Source organism: Dysgonomonadaceae bacterium zrk40, from assembly GCA_016916535.1.
Classification (GTDB): Bacteria; Bacteroidota; Bacteroidia; order Bacteroidales; family Dysgonomonadaceae; genus Proteiniphilum.
Map to the genome: position 1 here is coordinate 443379 of CP070276.1, position 19461 is coordinate 462839.

Sequence of the window (19461 nt, forward strand, 5' to 3'; positions counted from 1 at the left end):
GGGATTTAAAAAGAGGCCGCCTCATGATATCACATGAGGCGGCCTTTTTTCTGTGTAAAAATTCCATTTACGATTACCCTCTTTCGGGACGAGACAGGGACTTTCATGGGGTTTGGGAAGCTCTAGCCTTATTGCACCCTTATTGCACCCTTATATCCACTCCAATAATTATGGGAGTGGATATAAAGATAGAATAAGGTTAGAATATTGAATTAGCTTCCAAAAACAGGCGAAAAGTCTGCTTTTGGAAGCTATTTTGCGTGATATCACAGCTCTCTCTTCTTTTTCCCTCCTTTACCGGCACACTGCCATTATTTTTTCCTATTTTTGCAGAAGAATTGACTTATCCGGCAAACAGATCGATCGTTATGAGCAAAAAACAATCACCCAAAAGCCTCTTCGGGGGCCACATCATCAAAAACCTGCTGATGATGGCAGCCGCTGCACTGCTGCTGGCACTGCTGGCACTGCTGTTTCTCAGCATATACACCCGGCATGGGCAACAAGTGGAGATCCCGCCACTGGAAGGATTGCAGGCTGAGGAGGCCAACAGGTTGCTGCATGCCAAAGGACTGCATGCGGAGATTGTGGACTCCGTCTATTTCCGCGACGGGGTGCCGGGAGCCATCATCGATCAAACACCCAAGGCCGGCAACAAGGTGAAGGAGGGGCGTGCCATCTACATCACCATCTACTCCCGCACCCCTCAGATGGTTTCTGTACCGGAGCTGGTCGACTTTTCCACGCGGCAGGCCACGGCGATGCTCACCTCCATGGGTTTCAACCAGATTGCAATTGAAGAGATCCCGGCAGAGTATGCCGGCCTGGTGGTAGCTGTCAAATACCTTGGCAGAACGCTGGCAGCAGAAGAGAAGATACCGGCAGCCTCACCACTCACATTGGTGGTGACGAAAGCATTCGAAAGAGACACACTGTCGATGGAGAACGATTACAACACTCCCCCAGAGCTACCAACCAACGGGCAACAAGCCCCTGGTGGCGGGGGAAGCATCGATGACACCTTTTTTTAAAGTGCCGACTTGTGACTATCAACCAATTGGATGAAAACGAATTGCTTCCCGAGGAAGAGATCTTTGACGAAGAGAACCGGGAGGATGGACAACGATACGAACACTTTCGATTCGTGGCCGACAAGGGACAAAGCCTGCTGCGAATCGACAAGTTCCTCTCGGTAAGGATCGAGGGGATCTCACGCAACCGCATACAACAGGCAGCAGATGCGGAGTGCATCCTGGTGAACGATGTGCCGGTGAAGGCCAGCTACAAGGTGAAGCCGCTCGATGTGATCTCCGTCGTGATGGATCGGCCCCGCCGCGAGCTGTCGATCCTGCCGGAAGATATCCCACTCAACATCGCCTACGAGGATGAGACCGTGATGGTGATCAACAAGCCGGCTGGCCTGGTGGTGCACCCCGGGCACGGCAACTATACCGGCACGCTGGTCAACGCGGTGGCCTTCCACCTTCACAGGGACAACATCAAGGAGTTGGATGACCCACGACTGGGACTGGTACACCGCATCGACAAGGATACATCCGGCCTTTTGCTGGTGGCCAAGACCCCCGAGGCGAAGACACACCTCTCGGCACAGTTCTTCAACAAGGAGACCAAACGGCTCTACGTGGCGCTGGTGTGGGGTAACGTGGCGGAGGATGAAGGCACCATTGAAGGGAACATCGGCCGCGACCCGAGAGACAGGATGGTGATGCGCGTCTTCCCGGAAGGAGAGCAGGGCAAGCCGGCGGTGACCCACTACAGGGTACTGGAACGTTTTGGCTACGTCACATTGGTGGAGTGTCGCCTGGAAACAGGCCGCACCCATCAGATAAGGGTTCACATGAAACAGATCGGACATCCTCTCTTCAACGACGAACGTTACGGGGGGAACGAGGTACTGAGAGGTACCCATTTTGCCAAGTACAAACAGTTCGTTTACAACTGCTTTGCCCTCTGCCCGCGGCAGTGCCTGCATGCCCGCACGCTGGGATTCATACACCCCGCCACGGGAGAGGAGATAAACCTGGAGAGCGCCATTCCTGACGACATGCAGCAGGTGATCGACCGCTGGCGCAGCTACACTGCATCGAGAGAGATTGAATAGGTTCAACAGATCATCACACCATATATAAGAGAATGAAACGTAACATTGCCATCATCTGGGGAGGGTACTCCTCCGAAAAAGTGGTCTCCGAGAAAAGCGCTGCCGGCATATACTCCTTCATGGACAAGGAGCGGTACAACATCTGGAAGGTACGCATCGACCGTAATGAGTGGGTAGCAGAGCACCAGGGAGCGTTGCTCCCGGTAGACAGAAACGATTTCAGCATCCTCACCGGCGAGGGGAAGGTACGGTTCGACTATGCATACATCACCATTCATGGTACACCGGGAGAAGATGGCACCCTGCAGGGATACTTCGACATGACAGGCATCCCCTACTCCAATTGTGGCGTATTGGCATCTGCCCTCACCTTCAACAAGTTCACCTGCAACCACTTCCTGAAGAACTTCGGCATCGACGTACCGGGATCCATCCTGCTGCGGCGGGAAGACCCGATCACCGCGGATCAGATTGCCGCATCGCTCGGGCTCCCCCTGTTTGTGAAACCCAATGTCGGGGGATCCAGCTTCGCCACCACCAAGGTGAAGGAAGCAACACAGCTGGAGAAGGCCATTGTTGAAGCGTTCAGCGAAGCATCGGAGGTGATCGTGGAACAGTTTGTTGCTGGCAGGGAGGTGACCTGCGGCTGTTATGCCTCACACCGGGGATTCACCATGCTGCCGCTTACCGAGGTGGTCACCCACAATGAGTTCTTCGACTACAATGCCAAATACAACGGCGAGGTGGAGGAGATCACACCGGCGCCCCTGCCGGAAGCCACCACACGGAACGTGCAGCAAATCACAGAGCGCATCTACCGGCTGTTGGGTGCCAGCGGAATTGTTCGTGCCGATTATATCCTGATGGATGAGCGCCCCATCCTGCTGGAGGTGAACACCACCCCCGGCATGACACCCACCAGCTTCATTCCGCAACAGGCAGCTGCTGCCGGCATCAGCATGAGTGATCTTTTCACCGAGCTCATTGAATCAGCCTTCAGGGCACAGTGAATTGCGACATCACAAAAACAAAAGCACATGGAAACTACCACACCCTCACAATTTGACGACATCCGCCCGCTGCTCGACAGCGAAGTGGAGGCAACCATTGCGGAGCTGATCGCCGACCCCTACTTCCGGCGGGTTGCCGAACCGTTCATCAAGCCCTTCACCTGGGAGCAGTTCACCGCTACCATGGGTGCCTGCAAGGAGAAAGAGACGTTCCAGCGATCCATCATCTACCCAGTCATGAAACAGCTGATCGGCAAGACCACCAGCGAGATGAAAGGCTTCGGATGGGAAGATGCCGACAAGAAGAACGGTATCCTCTACATCTCCAACCACCGCGACATCGTGCTCGACGCCGCCTTCCTCAATATCCTGATGTTCGACAAGGCGATGTCAACCACTGAGATTGCCATCGGTGACAACCTGCTCATCTATCCCTGGATCGAGAAACTGGTACGCCTCAACAAGAGCTTCATCGTGAAGAGAGGGGTCTCGGTACGTCAGATGCTCCAGGTCTCGAAGCACCTCTCAGACTACATCCACCATACGTTGACAGAACGTTCTCAATCGATATGGCTTGCACAACGGGAAGGGAGAGCGAAAGACTCTGACGACAAGACACAAGTCAGCCTGCTGAAGATGCTCACCCTCCACAACAGCAAAGAGCCGCTGGCAACGCTCAGGGAGCTGCGGATCACCCCACTGGCCATCTCCTATGAGATTGACCCCTGCGATTACCTCAAGGCAAAAGAGTATCAGCTCAAGCGCGACAATCCCGACTACCGAAAGAGTGGTGCCGATGATCTGGAAAACATGGTCACCGGCATCACCGGCAACAAGGGAAGGGTTCATTTCCGTATTGGCAACAGCATCAACAAGATGCTGGAATACATCCCTGCCGATACACCCAAGAATGAGCTGGTGGAAAAGGTAGCCACCATCATAGACCATGAGATCTACCGCAACTACAGCTTCTTTCCCTGGAACTATCTCGCCTATGACATGATGAGCGGGGAACGTCGCTTTGCCGGGGAGTACAGCAAGGAGGATCAGGAGGCATTTGAAGCCTACCTGAATGCACAGATCAGCAAGATCGACATCCCCAATCGCGACGACGCCTTCCTTCGGGAAAAGATGGTGATGATGTACGGAAATGCGGTAAGAAACAAACTACTGATACCCTAATATTGAGACGGTGATGAGAAGATCGATGATCCTGACAGCGGCATTGATGCTTTTCATGCTCCTCTCACGATGCAGTGAGGAGCCGGAGCGACTTGAGGATTACCTGGTCGATATAGCCACACGCGTCAAGGCAGATGAAGGGTGCCGCTACAGGCTGGATAACAATCGTCTGCTGATACCGCGAGAAGGGGAAGAATGCTCCGGCAGCGACAGGCAGAGGGTCATCCTGAACTACAGCTTCCTGAAAGGAGACACGATACGGGTAAACGCTGTCGGAGAGATCTTCACCGACAGCATCCGCAGCGTCGGTTATCCTGAAAAGCTGGGGACCGACCCGGTGAAGATCCAGAGCCTGTGGCTGGGAGGAGGATATCTGAATTTAATCGTTGAAACCGAATACCACAGCCAACCGCACAAGGTAGCACTCTTCCGCGACAACACCACTGGAACGACAGACCTCTGGTTCAGTCACTCCCGCGACGAAGATCCACCCGGTTACCGGAAGAAGATGTATGCCTCCTTCTCACTCGAGGCGCTACAGGGTACAAACAACGGAGATCCCATTTCTTTCCGCCTCTTCATCCAAACCGACAGCGGGATACGCACCTTTCACTTCACCCTGCCGGGATAGGCTCCTCGTCAATGGTGAAATCAATTGGCAAAAGACACTTCACGTTCACCTTCTCTCCATCGTTCTCTCCGGGAACCCAGCGCGGCATCAGTCCCAACACGCGGATAGCCTCGTTGTCGAGTTGCGGATACAACCCCTCAACCACTTCAATGTTGGAGATTGTTCCATCTTTTGCTACAATGAAAGAACAGAGGATACGTCCCTCGATGCCCTGTTGGCGTGCCTCTTTCGGGTAGCGGATGTTATGGGCGATAAACTCAGCCAACCCCTCTTCACCATACTCATATCGTGGCATCTGATCCACGATGGTGAGTATCTCGTTCTGTTCCATGATATCCGGATCGGTCTTGGCATAAGCACGTGCGGTGGCACTCTCGGAGGGACGCGTTCTGACGGGTGCCCTGCGGGCCTGCTTGTTCAGCTTGAAATACATCGGCACGTAACTCTCGGCACGCACGATCTCACCGTTGTGCCGTGCGGGCCGCCAGGGTGGCATCAGCTGGAGTATGCGCAGTGCCTCGGCATCGAGCGACGGATCGGCCCGGTGAATGATGTTGAAGTTGGAGAGCGACCCATCTTTCTCAACCACAAAGGTGTAAACCACCAGCCCCTGGATGTCGCGTTCGGCAGCCTCGGCAGGATAGCTCAACGTATTGGAGATAAAACGATGCATCTCGGCGGTGCCGCCGGTGTACAAAGGCAGAAAATCGGGGTCCTCTACCACATGGTTACTGGCAGATAATGGTGGCTCCTGGGCCATCAACATGGATTGCGTTCCCGTCATGCCGCCAGCCAGCAGGGCTATGGTCAGCAAAAGGGTCATCGAGGGTAACTTCATTGGTTCCTATTGGTCTTTTTATGTAATTCGTTATCGCAGTGCAAAGATAATCAATCCGCACGTTTTACAAAAACCAAACCAAAACTGTAGCTGGATTGCACACGATTTCAATGAAATCGGACAAAGAAACAATCCGGAGCTATATAAATATCGTTTCAAATAGCGTATCTTTGTGCCCTCAAAAGATTGTTTTATGCAAAATATCCGTAATATCGCCATCATTGCCCACGTGGATCATGGCAAGACTACCCTGGTGGACAAAATGCTCATGGCCGGTCACCTCTTCCGCGACAACCAGCAACAGGAAGATCTGTTCCTCGACAACAACGACCTGGAGCGGGAGCGTGGCATCACCATCCTCTCAAAGAACGTATCCATAAGATATAACGACACCAAGATCAACATCATCGACACACCGGGACACGCCGACTTCGGCGGGGAGGTGGAGCGGGTACTCAACATGGCCGACGGCTGCCTGCTGGTGGTCGACGCCTTCGAGGGACCGATGCCCCAGACACGGTTCGTGCTGCAGAAAGCACTCGAAATAGGGCTGAAGCCGGTGCTGGTGATCAACAAGGTGGACAAGCCAAACTGCCGCCCCGAGGAGGTGCAGGAGAAGGTGTTCGACCTGATGTTCAGTCTCGATGCCACTGAGGAACAGCTCGACTTCCCCACCATCTACGGCTCTGCGAAACAGGGGTGGATGTCGGACGACTGGAAGAAACCTTCCGACAACATCCTCCCGTTGCTCGACAGCATCATTCGTCATATCCCCGCCCCTAAGATGCGGGAGGGCACCCCCCAGCTGCTGATCACCTCACTCGACTACTCCAACTACGTAGGACGTATCGCCGTGGGACGCGTGCACCGCGGCACCCTTCTCTCCGGCAAGGATTATGCCCTCTGCAAAAGGGACGGCAGCATCAAGAAGACAAGAATCAAGGAACTGAACCTGTTCGAGGGACTGGGCCGGGCGAAGGTGGAATCGGTGAGCTCGGGCGACATCTGTGCCCTGATCGGCATTGACGGCTTCGAGATTGGCGACAGCATCACCGACCTGGAGAAGCCGGAGCCACTCGATCCGATTGCGATCGATGAACCCACCATGTCGATGCTCTTCACCATCAACAACTCACCCTTCTACGGTCAGGATGGCAAGTTTGTCACCTCCCGTCATATCTACGACCGCCTGTTGCGGGAGCTGGACAAGAACCTGGCTCTGCGGGTAGAGGAGACCGGCAATGCCGACTCCTGGATTGTCTTTGGTCGTGGCGTGCTGCACCTCTCGGTGCTAATCGAGACCATGCGTCGCGAAGGATATGAGCTGCAGGTAGGGCAGCCACAGGTAATCATCAAGCAGATCGGCGGCGAGGATTGCGAGCCGGTGGAGCAGTTGACAGTAAACCTACCGGAAGAGTCGGCCAGTAAGGTGATCGACATCATCACCCGCCGCAAAGGAGAGATGCTCTCGATGGAGAGCAAGGGAGAGCGCATGCACATGGAGTTCACCATCCCCTCACGCGGCATCATCGGTCTCAACAACTACGTGCTCACCCTCTCCGCCGGAGAGGCGATCATGGCACACCGCTTCCTGGAGTACCAGCCCTGGAAGGGGAACATCGAGAAGCGGCAGAACGGCTCCATCATTGCCGGCGAGGGGGGTAACGCCTATGCCTATGCACTCGACAAGCTGCAGGACCGCGGCCGTTTCTTCATCGAGCCCCAGACCGATGTATACCAGGGACAGGTGGTGGGTGAACACAGCAAAGAGGGCGACCTGGTGGTGAACGTTACCAAGTCGAAGAAGCTGACCAACGTACGGGCATCCGGTACAGACGACAAGGCACAGCTGGCCCCGCCTGTTGTCTTCAGCCTGGAGGAGGCTCTCGAATATATCAAGGAGGATGAATATGTGGAGGTGACCCCTCACTTCATGCGTATCCGCAAGATATTGCTCGACGAGACCGAGCGCAAGCGTGCTTCGAAGAAAGGATAAGAAAAAAGAGCATGCCGCCCGCATCTGAAATCAGATGGGCGGCATGAAAGAACAAGCGTCTGTTGCCAAGTGCAACGACGCTTTTTTATTTTATCAGGTTGATAAACTCCTCGCGGGTTTTCTGTTCCCCGAAGACACCGGTGAAGTCAGATGTGGTGGTGATGGAATGTTGCTTCTCCACACCACGCATCTGCATACACATGTGCTGTGCTTCTATCACCACCATCACCCCCATTGGGTTGAGGGTTTTCTGGATGCACTCCTTGATCTGGGTGGTGAGGCGCTCCTGTACCTGCAGGCGACGGGCAAAGACATCCACCACACGGGCAATCTTGCTCAGTCCGGTAATGTATCCATTGGGAATGTAAGCCACATGAGCCTTCCCGAAAAATGGCAGCATGTGATGCTCGCACATGGAGAAGAGATCGATATCCTTCACAATCACCATCTGCCGATAGTTCTCCCTGAAAAGGGCGGAGCGGAGGATCTCCTCCGGATCCTGCCAGTAACCCCTGGTAAGGTACTGCATTGCCTTGGCCACTCGTTGTGGCGTCTTCACCAGTCCCTCGCGATCAGTATCCTCTCCCAGCAAGGTGAGGATCTCCTGCATGTGATCCGCTATCAGGTTGCGGTTCTTTTCTATTTCTTCTGATGACATCTGATTTCTTTGTTGTAGGCTTTTCTTATTCTTCGCCCGAGGGGGTACTGTGTACCGGTATCTTAACCTCGTCCACCACGATATACATCTCCCTTCCGAAGGAGGGAAATGCCCTGCGTATCTCCTGCATCACCTCTTCAGCCTCTCCACGCTTTTCGAAGTTCCCCACCCGCAACCTCCAGAAGGGAGTATCAAACATCACCACCGTCTCATGCTGCGGAAATGCATTGTGAATCAGTTGCTGCTTGCGTGTGGCTTCGTTGCGTGAGGTGCGTTGGTTGTTGCCTGAGAAAGCCTGTATCTTGTAACCCCGCATCTTGTAATATTGCGTCGACCCGTCGGCAGAGGTATAAACAGGTCGTGTGGGTGCCATGGAGCGTCCCAGCACACCGCTGATACGTTCATCTTCGTAGACCCTCACGTGTCCCTTGCCGGGCTGATCACTGTTTAGCTCCTGAAGAATCTGATTCTTGGGAGATGTCTGTTGACCGTAGAGTGTGGTTGTCAGGAGTGACATCAACAGAAAAGAGAGGATAATGGGCAATCGCTGCATCACTTTTTTCTGCAAAGGTAAAGAATTACCACAGATTCGGTCTGAATCTGTGGTAAAAAACTGTTAACGGCTTAAAATGCCTCAATGATCGGCATGAACTTGTCTACACCCAGTGAGGCACCGCCAATAAGGCCGCCATCCACGTCGGGGTTCGAGAAGAGTTCCTTCGCATTGGAAGCATTGCAGCTGCCACCGTAAAGGATAGAGGTGTTATCTGCCACCTCAGCACCATACTTCTCGGTGAGGGTGCTGCGAATGAAGGCATGCATCTCCTGTGCCTGCGCGGCAGAGGCAGTCTTGCCGGTACCAATCGCCCATACCGGCTCATAGGCCAGCACAATCTTGCCGAAATCCTCGGCGGAGAGATCAAACAAGGAGGCTTCGATCTGTGATTTCACCACCTCAAAATGTTTTTCCGATTCTCTCTCTTCCAATACCTCACCAATGCAGAAGATGGGGGTCAGGCCGTTGGCAAGCGCCAGCAACACTTTCTCCTTGAGGATCTGCGGTGTCTCGTGGTAATAGGCGCGACGTTCGCTGTGTCCCAGGATCACATAGTTGGCACCGGTAGATGCTATCATCTCGGCCGACACCTCACCGGTATAGGCTCCGGAGGCCTTGTCGGCACAATTCTGTGCGGCAACGCCTATAGGGCTGCCGGCAACTGTTTCCACTACTCCGGCAAGGTGAATAAATGGAGTTCCTACAACCACGTCGCAGTTCAACAACTTACCCTTCAGGGCATCATTCAGTTCCTTGGCCAATGCCACTCCTTCCTGCAGGTTCTTGTTCATCTTCCAGTTTCCTGCCACAATGTTTTTTCTCATATTCTTACTTTTATCAATACTTCGGTAAATATTCAATTAACTAATTAAAATTCAATGATTTACGCAACATAGTTTAACATAAAAAAGATGGTTAAGCAGCTGATTATCAGTATCTTTATAGCTGATGAAAGCCTAATAAAGATGGATAAAACCAGCATACTTAACCAATATAGAGGTATCTGTAGTGATGTTCTTGGTGAACTAACTGCGAAGTTAAACAAAAGTTTCAAATCATTCCTTATGGAGACGCTAATTTTGTATCTGGTCATTCCCGGCAGGATTAATTTCCTACAATTGGGGAGATATGGCAAGTCGTGTGAACAGCGATTTCGCCAGAACTTCTCGAAGGATTTTGATTGGCTGGAGTTTAACTTGTCTTTGTCTGATAGGGTATTAACCGGAGATCGCAAGGCAATTGCCATTGATCCCAGTTATATAACCAAATCAGGAAAGAATACCCCTTGGATTGGTTACTTCTGGTCGGGTGCAGCCGGTCAGGCGAAAAGAGGTTTGGAAATCCTGGGAGTGGGCCTTATAGACGTCGACAACAAGGATTGTATCAGTCTACAGGCCGTTCAGACTCCGGACCGTCAAACCCTGGAGAGTCGTGATGCCAACCTGATTGACTGGTACCTGCTGGTCATTAAATCGATGCGGGATAAACTCCATCGGACAAGCCGTTACGTGGTTGCCGATGCCTACTTCGCAAAGAACAACTTTGTTACGGGTCTGCAAGAGATGAAATTTGATCTGGTCAGCCGTTTCAGGGATGATGCCGCACTTTATTATCCAACACTGCAGAAACCAACGGGCAAGAAAGGCAGGCCTAAACTCTACGACGGAAAGATTGATATGGCCAACCTGGATACAACCAGAGTGCAAAAGATCAATGTTGATAACGGTGATCTCTACACCTTGGTAGCCTATTCCAAATCACTTAAACAGATGGTCAGGCTTGTCGTCTGGTATTCCAAAGATGGGAAAAAGCCAAAACTGTTCTTCTCTACCAATCCTAAGATGAGTGGAAAAGATGTTATAGAATTTTACCGCACCCGTTTTCAGATCGAGTTTTGCTTCAGGGATGCAAAAGGCTTCACCGGACTGATGCAATCGCAGGCAAGGGATGTAGCAAAGCTATCGTTCAACTTTAATGCATCTCTTACCTCAGTCAACCTGGCAAAGGTGTTGGCAAAGGAGAGAGGCATCCCCTTTTCGATGGCATCATGTAAAACGATGATACACAACGCTTATCTGCTTGAACGATTTATTTGCGTGTCTGGCATTAAACCGAACAGAAGATTAAATGATAAACTTGTCAAAGAACTCATTGAGTTTGCAGCAATTGCTGCGTGACTCGAAACTATATTTTTAACGAACTATTGTTTTATTAAAATGTTACAAATCACAATTCTGTTTCATATCAATCACACGCTGTCCTGACTTCGTTTTCCAGCAGCAACGCTTTTTCGCTCCACTCCCTTAAGGAAGAGCAAGGGCAGCAGCAGGAGAAGTGAGATCAGCAACAGACGCATGATGTTCCTTGTTTGCATGGTGCCTTGTTGCACCATCTCAGATTCTTCCATGGAGAGACCCTTGGGCAACGGATCTGGCAAAAGGCTGTCGTCCCACTTATTGATGACAACTCCCTCCCTTAGAAGCATCAACCCCGGATTAGAGCGCACCATCGTCTTCAGTACCTTTTCATCACCGTTGGCAAACCGGAAACCGGTACGTTGCTGCTCCTCCCAGCTTGCGATGACCTCCGAAGGTGAAGAGGTGACCAGGTAAAAGGGATAACCCCTCTCTTCTGCAAATTGATGCAGGGCTTTAAACTGATCCAGGTGACGTTGTTCCATCTCCCCGAGCGAATAGGTGATCATCAGGAAGAGCCATTCCTTTTCCTGCAAAAGCTCCCGGGTCATGTCACCCCCGGCATTCATTGAGCCGTTCATCTCATCCCGCTGAATCAATGTCAGGACGAAGTCTTCGATGGCAGGCTTCGAGCCTTCACGCACCAAACGGTTGCGCATATCCACGTAGTGCCAGGTGCTATCATTCCAGGGGTAATTCTCTTCCGTGAACTCCTTCTCCACCCCATCCTTCTGGTAAATGAAGATCGTCTCATAGAGATCTGCCAGCTCCGGTTCCACCTCCATCTGCTCCGGGATGGAAGCGCCAATATGAAAAGGGCGGAAGTCGAACAGCGGCAACCGGTTAAGGTTGTGCAGTGTAAACAGCAATCCATACAGCACGATGAAACCGGCAGCGAGGGGTGCCATCCGTCGTCCGAAGAGCGGACCGATCTTCTTCTGATTGAAGAGGAGCAGCAGCAATGCTGCCGATAACACCAGGTTCTTCCAGAAGGTCTCCCAGTTGCTGATCTTGATGGCATCACCAAAGCAACCGCAATCCTCCACCGGATTGGCAAGTGCAATCCAGAGTGTCAACGGGGTGAAGAAGAGCAAAAAAAGGAGAATCAGTCGCAATGTTCCTTTGCGGTACAATCCGAGCAACAGCAACATACCCAGTGTGAACTCACCCACCACCATCACCAGGGAGAGGGGTAACGAGAGCAACATCAGCTCAGACAGTCCCATCTCAATCAGGTAATCATCTATCTTGTATGCAGTACCAAGCGGGTCCACCGCTTTGACGATACCCGAGAAGGTGAAGAGTCCCCCCACGAAAAGGCGGGCAATCATTACCAGGCTCCGATCAATCTGCTTTATGCCCCACAACAACTTCATGCCCTCTCCTCTCCGAAATGCAGTTTAATCAGCCCAAAGATGGCGTAGTTGATCATATCCATATAGTTGGCATCCACCCCTTCAGAGATGAGGGTGTGTCCCTGGTTGCTCTCAATCTCCTTGGTGCGATAGATCTTCATCAGGATCAGATCGGTGTAGGAGCTCACACGCATGCTTCTCCAGGCTTCGTCATAATCATGATTTTTGGCTCCCATCAGCTCCTTAGCCTTTCGCAGGTAATCGTCGTACAGGGCAAGCGCCCGGTCGGCCGTCACATCGATGCTGTCGGCATAGCCCAGTTGAAGCTGTATCAGTCCGATGATACCGTAGTTCACGATGCCGATGAATTCGGGGAAGATACCCTCCTGCACGCGACTCTCCCGCTTCACCTCCAGCGATCGGATCCTGTTGGCCTTGATAAAGATCTGGTCGGTGACCGATTCCGGGCGCAGTATACGCCAGGAAGCACCATAGTCGGTGAGCTTCTTCGAGAAGATCTCACGGCAGAGCGCCGTTACTTCATCAAACTGCTGATTGGTTGCATCCATCATCAAAGGGAATGAATCTGTGTAACGTAAAACAAATGTTGCCAACGGGAACTCATCTCCAGTTGCGTCGGACAAAGATAGTTAAAAAAAAGGTACAGGAAAACATCCTGTACCCTATTTCTCTTCGTTGGTGATGCTGCAACATCAGGAGACGCGGAGCGACTTACCCACACGAAGCACCGTTCGCGTGGAGATGCTGTTGATCTCACAGAGTTCACTCACCGACACCCCATATTTGCGGGCGATGGCACCCAGTGTATCTCCCTGTTTGATGCGGTGGTATTTCACATCGCCGGAGACATACTTGTTGGTATTGATGGTTGCCTCTTTGTAATTCGTTGTGGATGAAACAGTAACCTTGCTGCTGCGGGTCGTCTTTTTATAACTGGAGTTGGTGACCAGATACTCATCACGGTGAGGCACCTTGTTCTGAAAGTCGATGATGAAGTTGGGATTGATTGGTTTACCCAGGAAGCGTGTCTCAAAGTGAAGATGGGAGCCGAAAGAACGTCCCGTGTTTCCGGCCAGGCCGATGGGTTGTCCGGAACGGATAAAGTCGTTCTCATCTACCAGAAACTTGGAGAGATGCCCGTAAACAGTCTCCAGTCCGTTCACGTGGCGGATCACCAGGTAATAACCATATCCTCTTCTTTCATATTGCTTCACCCTTATTTTGCCGTCGAAAGCGGCATAAATGGTATCACCGGTCTGTGCTTTGATATCAATGCCATAATGATAACGGCGGCTGCCCCTTCTCCCGAAGTTGGAGGTCATGTGACCGCTTGCCGGCATGGTGAAGTTTTCAAGGTTGACAATGAAAGTGTCGGGCGCATTCTTCAAGCTGCCGTAAATATTGACACTGTTGTTTATCCACATTCCGCCGTAAATATCGTCGGCAGGAATCGCATTGGGATCAAACTCTTCCCGTCTCTCCTCAGCTTCCTCAAGTACAGACAAATCCAACTTCAGCTTCAACCCATCGGCAAACAAGCCTGGCTGATCGCTTAAATTGGAACTGTGTAATTGCTTGTGGCTAACCTCCGGTCTGCTGTTTTCGGGTGACTGGGGTACTGCTTGTGAAAAAGCATTTAAGGTGAAGAACATCAAGGTTGCAGGCAACAGGATGCGTGCGTGTGCAAAAAAATGACCTTTCTCCATTATACTGACTTACTTCTTGTTTTAATTACAAATCACTTCAACCTATCCCTACAGTTCATCATTCGCATATGTATAGGGAATAAGAAAATGCGGATAGTTGAAAATTTCACTCTCTGAAAAAAAACGGGCCAATTCACGGTCAGCTGTCTCGGGTGAATCAGATGCATGAACAATGTTCTCCTGAACACTGATGCTGTAATCCCCCCTGATTGTTCCCGGTTGGGCTTCTCTTCCGTTGGTGATGCCGGCAAGCTGCCGCACCACATTGACCACATCTACTCCCTTTAGCGCCATTGCCACCACCGGACTAGCCTGCATCGACTCTTTAATCCTGCCGAAAAAAGGCTTGTGTACCAATTGAGCATAATGTTCACGAACCATCTCGTCGGTCATACAAAGCATCTTCATCCCCACGATCTGTATCCCTTTTTTCTCGAAGCGTGCAATCACTTCTCCAAGGATACCCCTTTGAACGGCTGATGGTTTGAGGAGAACTACTGTAACCTGCATGGTTGACAAACTATTACTAAATGACCTTATAAATGTAGATTTTTTTCCTTATTTGAACTCAAAGTAAACTTTTTATTGTTTCTCTTCCAAATAATGAACATTCTTTTTTACAGTCATACGGAATCCAAAAATCAAGACTGAAAGACTATACCGCTGAATATCAATTAATTTAGTCATTATATGTTATAAAACATATGAAACTGATTTTAAACACATTAGACACTTTTTAACATTCTCTTAACAATGCAACCTATATTCGCTCCAATTTTCACAGACATCCCGCAACGAACAACGGCAAGAAGAAAGATTGAAAAAATTCAGCTATTTTAATAGAGTGACTGTAAAATGAAAGTGAAAAGATCTGAAAGAATGAACAGATTTCCTTATCTTTGCCCCAATTTAACATAATAGTGTAGAATTCAGGCATATGCCGATCATCACAAAGAGAAGAATGGAATGAATAAATACAAGCTAATCAACAACATTACAGGATGGATTGTGTTTGCCGTTGCTGCCCTGGTTTACTTGCTCACCATTGAGCCCACGGCCAGTTTCTGGGACTGCGGTGAGTTCATCACCTCTGCCTATAAGCTCGAAGTGGGTCATCCCCCCGGTGCACCATTCTTCATGCTTGTAGGGAACCTCTTCACCCAATTCGCGGGTGACCCCTCCCGTGTGGCGTTGATGATCAACAGCATGTCGGCACTGATGAGCGCTTTCACCATCCTCTTTCTTTTCTGGACCATCACCCACCTGACACGCAAGCTGCTGCTGAGCAGCGGCAGTGCGCTACTCAGCAAAGGGCAGATCGTTGCCGTCATTGGCAGCGGACTGGTGGGATCACTGGTCTACACCTTCTCCGACACCTTCTGGTTCTCGGCTGTAGAGGGTGAAGTCTATGCCTTCTCCTCCATGCTCACCGCACTGGTCTTCTGGCTGATCCTCAAGTGGGAAGACAATGCCGACAAGCCTCATTCCGACAAGTGGCTGGTGCTGATTGCATATATCATGGGGCTCTCTGTAGGAGTGCACCTGCTCAACCTGCTCTGTATCCCTGCCATCGTGTTGGTATACTACTACCGCAAGACTGAAACACCCACCTGGAAAGGAGGATTGCTCTCTCTGTTGCTATCCTTTGGCCTCATCGTGATCCTGATGTGGGGCATCATCCCGGGATTCACCAAGGTGGGAGGATGGTTCGAGCTCTTCTTCGTCAACAGCCTCGGCATGTCATACAACACCGGCGTCATTGCCTACCTGATCATATTGGTAGCAACCATTGCCTGGGGGCTGATCGAATCATCATCGGAGAGAAGATCTGACAAACGGGCACACCTTGCATTGTTCGTTACGCTTGGCCTTACCGGCATCCTCTTCATCGGCGGAAAGGCCTGGTTGTGGCTTATCCTGATTGCTACCGCTGCCTATTTCATCTTCAGGTACAAGAAGATGTCGAACCGTTTTGTCAACCTGGTGATGTCATCCATCATGGTGATCCTGGTAGGCTTCTCCGCCTATGCGCTGATCCCCATCCGCTCATCGGCCAACACCCCTCTCGATCTCAACTCACCGGAAGACATCTTCTCGCTGGGAAGATACCTGAACCGCGAACAATACGGTCAGACACCGCTGCTTCACGGCTCCACCTATGCCTCTCAAATTGCACGGAATGCCGACGGAACAGCCATCACGTCGGGTGAAAAAACATCCTATAACAGGGTGCTCAAAACATCACCCGATCAGAAAGACCAATATATAAAGAGTACATCCGGCAGTTACAAGTATACCAACAGCATGCTTTTCCCCCGTATGCACTCCAACCCCAACAACCCCTCCTTTCGCAACCATATCATCGGATACGAGCGCTGGGGAGGTGTCACCGACCGCAACAACAAACCCACCTTCGCCCAGAATATCAAGTTCCTGGTCAATTACCAGATCAACTACATGTATTGGCGCTACTTCATGTGGAACTTCGCCGGTCGCCAAAACGATATCCAGGGCGACGGTGGCATCACCACCGGCAACTGGATCACCGGGATCCCCTTCTTCGATGAACATGTGCTGGGATTGGGACCCCAGGACAATGTCGCTCCCGACATCGTCAACAACAAGGGACACAACAAATACTACATGCTGCCGCTGTTGCTGGGCATCATCGGCATCTTCTACCAGTTTCGCCTCAGGGAAAAGGGGCTCAGGAGTTTCTCCATCGTCTTTCTCCTCTTCTTCATGACCGGGCTGGCCATCATCCTCTACCTCAATCAGACTCCCTTCGAGCCGCGGGAACGTGACTACGCCTACTCCGGCTCCTTCTATGCCTTCTCCATCTGGGTCGGCATGGGGGTGGCCGGCATCAGCCTCTTCCTGCGTAAATATATCAGGAACACCGCAACGGCAGCGGCTGTTGCCACCGCAGCAACTCTCTTCGTGCCACTGCTGATGGTTTCCCAGAACTGGGACGACCATGATCGCTCGGGGCGCACGCTGGCACGCGACACCGGCATGAACTACCTCTGCGGTGTAGGGGAGAACGGCATCATCTTCACCAACGGTGACAACGACACCTACCCACTCTGGTACGTGCAGGAGACCGAGGGATACCGCACCGACGTGCGGGTCACCAACCTCAGCTTCCTACAGACCGAGTGGTACTTGGACCAGCTGCTGCGACAGGCATATGAGTCGGAACCCCTCCCCATCAAGTGGTCACAACCGGCCTATTACGGGGAGACGGGAACAGCCGCCTTCGTGCTTACCCGCCAGGAGATCGAGAATGTGCTGCGGCAGAACAACATCCCGCAGGTCTCCTTTGGCAGCTACTACGATGTGAATGCCTTCAGCGACTCCCTCTCACTGAAACAGACGATGGAGAACCTGCGCGAGGGGAGAAACAGTAAGATCAACAATCCCTTCAGCACCGGCAACACACAGATCATCCCCGGCAAGCTGCTGAAGTTGGATGTCGACAGTGCAATGGTTGACTGGGAAGCGTTGCATGCTAAACCGGGCAACAGCATGGTGATCAACCTGGGCGATAAATCGGCACTCTACCGCCAGGAGCTGATGATCCTGGAGATGCTCTCCAACATCAACGACGAGCAGTGGCAACGGCCCATTCACTTTGCCACCACCATCACCCCCAGCCTCTTCATGAACCTGCAGGACAGCAACTTCTCCCTCAACGGACTCACCTACCAGGTGGTGCCCGGCACTCCGCTCAGCGGGGGGGTCAACACGGCCGCCGCCTACGACAACATGATGAACAAGTTCCGCTTCGGGGGACTGGAGGAGAATCCCGACCTCTACCTCGACGAAACCAACCGGCGTATGATCTCCACCTTCCGCCTCTACTTCACACAGCTGGTCAATGCCCTGCTCGATGAGGGCGAGAACGAGAAGGCTCTGGCAGCCATCGACAAGGCAAACCGGGTGATGCCCTCCTCGGCAGTACCCTACGGCACCGACGGACTGCTCTTCGCACGCGCCTACTACCGCCTTGGCGAGCAGGAGAAGGCAGAGGAGATGATCAACGAAATACGGAATCGCATCAACGGCAACCTCGACTGGTTTGCACGTTTGAAACCTCTGCAGATCTCCAACACGCTCTCCGACATCATCTACAACAACATCAATCCCTCCCTGCTGATTGCAGGCATCTACCAGCAGTACGACAGGGAGATGTATCAGGTGATGGTCGACGACTTGCTGCAGCGGGCTCAGTTCTTCTACACACAGGGCATCAGCTACGTGGGCGACATAATCCTGCGTGAGGTCACCGACAGCTCCGTGAGAGGATTCTATGCTGTGCCTTCTGGCGACACCATCACCCGCTCTCTTGAGGAAGAGACGATGCAGAAAGCACTCAACATGATGCAGCAATACAGCCCCCGTCTTCTGGAACAGTACAGCGGGAAATCGGAATAAAAAATCAAATAAATGGGACCGGAGCGTTGCTCAATCACTCTCCGGTCCCCATTTTATGCGTAATCATCTTAGACACTATGTGGATTGAACAACCCCCCATGCTCTACAGGTCACTTTACCCCGGTTCGCTCTGGCGCATCGGAGACGAAGAGCAGCGGAAAACGATCTACCTCACCTTCGACGACGGTCCCATCCCCGAGGTGACCCCCTGGGTACTGGAGCTACTGGACCGTTATGGCATCAAAGCGACTTTCTTCTGTGTGGGTGACAATGTTCGCAAATACCCCCATCTCTACCGGCAACTGCTGGAGAATGGGCACAAGACCGGCAACCACACCTTCAACCACGTACAGGGTTGGAAGAGCCACACCGCCTTCCTGTTGGAAAATACAGCCAAGGCAGCCGAGTTGATCGACTCCAGACTGTTTCGTCCTCCCCATGGGCATATGCGTGTGGCACAAAACAGCGCTCTGCAGAAAGCGGGATACAGCGTTGTGATGTGGGATGTGGTGACCCGTGACTACAGCCGTTATATGTCACCCCAACAGGTACTCGACAACGTGAAGCGATACACGCGCAACGGCTCCGTCATCGTCTTCCACGACTCTCTGAAAGCTGAGAAAAGAATGAAGTATGCCCTGCCCCGTGCCATCGAATGGCTGCTGGAGGAGGGCTACAAATTCGCCCTGGTGCCGGGCTAACACCCAGCACTGCTCATCATTAAAACCCATGCTTCTGTTCTTATAAGGAATCA

The 19461-nt window shown here is 51.9% G+C and carries 17 protein-coding genes; 9 read left to right on the top strand and 8 right to left on the bottom strand.

The window, feature by feature from the left end; genetic code table 11:
* Positions 1 to 368 precede the first annotated feature (368 nt).
* The 5 genes from JS578_01925 to JS578_01945 are packed head-to-tail and all read left to right on the top strand — an operon-like array spanning position 369 to position 4945.
* Positions 369 to 1031: a PASTA domain-containing protein gene (locus JS578_01925; protein ID QRX64042.1), complete on the top strand. Its 663-nt coding sequence runs from the start codon at positions 369 to 371 to the stop codon at positions 1029 to 1031.
* Positions 1032 to 1057: 26 nt separating this feature from the next.
* Positions 1058 to 2122, top strand: coding sequence for an RluA family pseudouridine synthase (locus tag JS578_01930; GenBank protein QRX64887.1), 1065 nt, complete (start codon positions 1058 to 1060; stop codon positions 2120 to 2122).
* Between the two features lie 32 nt (positions 2123 to 2154).
* Entirely contained in the window at positions 2155 to 3132 is a 978-nt protein-coding gene (locus JS578_01935) for a D-alanine--D-alanine ligase (protein ID QRX64043.1), read from the top strand.
* Between the two features lie 27 nt (positions 3133 to 3159).
* The gene (locus JS578_01940) at positions 3160 to 4314 is read left to right on the top strand and encodes a 1-acyl-sn-glycerol-3-phosphate acyltransferase (protein QRX64044.1); all 1155 of its coding nucleotides are present in this window, start codon (positions 3160 to 3162) and stop codon (positions 4312 to 4314) included.
* Positions 4315 to 4327: 13 nt separating this feature from the next.
* Positions 4328 to 4945, top strand: a complete 618-nt coding sequence (locus JS578_01945; GenBank protein QRX64045.1) for a hypothetical protein — start codon at positions 4328 to 4330, stop codon at positions 4943 to 4945.
* Here the strand turns inward: JS578_01945 and JS578_01950 are convergent.
* Entirely contained in the window at positions 4929 to 5783 is an 855-nt protein-coding gene (locus JS578_01950; protein ID QRX64046.1) for an energy transducer TonB, read from the bottom strand. The genes JS578_01945 and JS578_01950 overlap by 17 nt on opposite strands.
* 193 nt (positions 5784 to 5976) lie before the next feature.
* Here JS578_01950 and typA point away from each other — a divergent pair, with 193 nt between their 5' ends.
* Complete coding sequence (gene typA, locus JS578_01955) at positions 5977 to 7779, top strand: translational GTPase TypA (protein ID QRX64047.1); 1803 nt, start codon at positions 5977 to 5979, stop codon at positions 7777 to 7779.
* Positions 7780 to 7864: 85 nt separating this feature from the next.
* On the opposite strand, the gene folE is transcribed toward typA, so the two are convergent.
* From folE to JS578_01970, 3 genes are all read right to left on the bottom strand, one after another.
* Positions 7865 to 8437, bottom strand: a complete 573-nt coding sequence (gene folE, locus JS578_01960) for a GTP cyclohydrolase I FolE (GenBank protein ID QRX64048.1) — start codon at positions 8435 to 8437, stop codon at positions 7865 to 7867.
* Between the two features lie 25 nt (positions 8438 to 8462).
* Positions 8463 to 8990, bottom strand: coding sequence for an SPOR domain-containing protein (locus tag JS578_01965; protein ID QRX64049.1), 528 nt, complete (start codon positions 8988 to 8990; stop codon positions 8463 to 8465).
* A 71-nt stretch (positions 8991 to 9061) separates the two neighbouring features.
* On the bottom strand, positions 9062 to 9817 hold the full coding sequence (locus tag JS578_01970) for a triose-phosphate isomerase (protein ID QRX64050.1): 756 nt from the start codon (positions 9815 to 9817) through the stop codon (positions 9062 to 9064).
* Positions 9818 to 9958: 141 nt separating this feature from the next.
* Between JS578_01970 and JS578_01975 the strand changes: the two genes are divergently transcribed.
* On the top strand, positions 9959 to 11170 hold the full coding sequence (locus tag JS578_01975; GenBank protein QRX64051.1) for a transposase: 1212 nt from the start codon (positions 9959 to 9961) through the stop codon (positions 11168 to 11170).
* Between the two features lie 71 nt (positions 11171 to 11241).
* On the opposite strand, the gene JS578_01980 is transcribed toward JS578_01975, so the two are convergent.
* The 4 genes from JS578_01980 to ndk all read right to left on the bottom strand — a co-directional run bounded on the left by JS578_01980 (position 11242) and on the right by ndk (position 14780).
* Positions 11242 to 12564, bottom strand: coding sequence for a hypothetical protein (locus JS578_01980; protein ID QRX64052.1), 1323 nt, complete (start codon positions 12562 to 12564; stop codon positions 11242 to 11244).
* The gene (locus JS578_01985) at positions 12561 to 13112 is read right to left on the bottom strand and encodes a DUF1599 domain-containing protein (GenBank protein ID QRX64888.1); all 552 of its coding nucleotides are present in this window, start codon (positions 13110 to 13112) and stop codon (positions 12561 to 12563) included. Before JS578_01985 ends, JS578_01980 begins: the two co-directional genes overlap by 4 nt.
* 144 nt (positions 13113 to 13256) lie before the next feature.
* Positions 13257 to 14270, bottom strand: a complete 1014-nt coding sequence (locus tag JS578_01990; GenBank protein QRX64053.1) for a peptidoglycan DD-metalloendopeptidase family protein — start codon at positions 14268 to 14270, stop codon at positions 13257 to 13259.
* Between the two features lie 48 nt (positions 14271 to 14318).
* Positions 14319 to 14780 carry a nucleoside-diphosphate kinase gene (gene ndk / locus JS578_01995; protein ID QRX64054.1) on the bottom strand — a complete coding sequence of 154 codons (462 nt, stop codon included), beginning with the start codon at positions 14778 to 14780 and terminating at the stop codon, positions 14319 to 14321.
* Positions 14781 to 15236: 456 nt separating this feature from the next.
* Here ndk and JS578_02000 point away from each other — a divergent pair, with 456 nt between their 5' ends.
* Positions 15237 to 18707, top strand: a complete 3471-nt coding sequence (locus JS578_02000; protein ID QRX64055.1) for a DUF2723 domain-containing protein — start codon at positions 15237 to 15239, stop codon at positions 18705 to 18707.
* Positions 18708 to 18784: 77 nt separating this feature from the next.
* A complete protein-coding gene (locus tag JS578_02005) occupies positions 18785 to 19408 on the top strand; it encodes a polysaccharide deacetylase family protein (protein ID QRX64056.1) in 624 nt (207 codons plus the stop codon).
* The last annotated feature ends 53 nt before the right edge of the window (positions 19409 to 19461 follow it).

Bases quoted from the DNA above. Each gene is read 5' to 3' on its own strand.
- JS578_01925 (QRX64042.1), top strand. From the start codon at position 369: ATGAGCAAAAAACAATCACCCAAAAGCCTCTTCGGGGGCCACATCATC.
- JS578_01935 (QRX64043.1), top strand. From the start codon at position 2,155: ATGAAACGTAACATTGCCATCATCTGGGGAGGGTACTCCTCCGAAAAA.
- JS578_01940 (QRX64044.1), top strand. From the start codon at position 3,160: ATGGAAACTACCACACCCTCACAATTTGACGACATCCGCCCGCTGCTC.
- JS578_01945 (QRX64045.1), top strand. From the start codon at position 4,328: ATGAGAAGATCGATGATCCTGACAGCGGCATTGATGCTTTTCATGCTC.
- JS578_01950 (QRX64046.1), bottom strand. From the start codon at position 5,783: ATGAAGTTACCCTCGATGACCCTTTTGCTGACCATAGCCCTGCTGGCT.
- typA (QRX64047.1), top strand. From the start codon at position 5,977: ATGCAAAATATCCGTAATATCGCCATCATTGCCCACGTGGATCATGGC.
- folE (QRX64048.1), bottom strand. From the start codon at position 8,437: ATGTCATCAGAAGAAATAGAAAAGAACCGCAACCTGATAGCGGATCAC.
- JS578_01965 (QRX64049.1), bottom strand. From the start codon at position 8,990: ATGCAGCGATTGCCCATTATCCTCTCTTTTCTGTTGATGTCACTCCTG.
- JS578_01970 (QRX64050.1), bottom strand. From the start codon at position 9,817: ATGAGAAAAAACATTGTGGCAGGAAACTGGAAGATGAACAAGAACCTG.
- JS578_01975 (QRX64051.1), top strand. From the start codon at position 9,959: ATGGATAAAACCAGCATACTTAACCAATATAGAGGTATCTGTAGTGAT.
- JS578_01980 (QRX64052.1), bottom strand. From the start codon at position 12,564: ATGAAGTTGTTGTGGGGCATAAAGCAGATTGATCGGAGCCTGGTAATG.
- JS578_01985 (QRX64888.1), bottom strand. From the start codon at position 13,112: ATGGATGCAACCAATCAGCAGTTTGATGAAGTAACGGCGCTCTGCCGT.
- JS578_01990 (QRX64053.1), bottom strand. From the start codon at position 14,270: ATGGAGAAAGGTCATTTTTTTGCACACGCACGCATCCTGTTGCCTGCA.
- ndk (QRX64054.1), bottom strand. From the start codon at position 14,780: ATGCAGGTTACAGTAGTTCTCCTCAAACCATCAGCCGTTCAAAGGGGT.
- JS578_02000 (QRX64055.1), top strand. From the start codon at position 15,237: ATGAATAAATACAAGCTAATCAACAACATTACAGGATGGATTGTGTTT.
- JS578_02005 (QRX64056.1), top strand. From the start codon at position 18,785: ATGTGGATTGAACAACCCCCCATGCTCTACAGGTCACTTTACCCCGGT.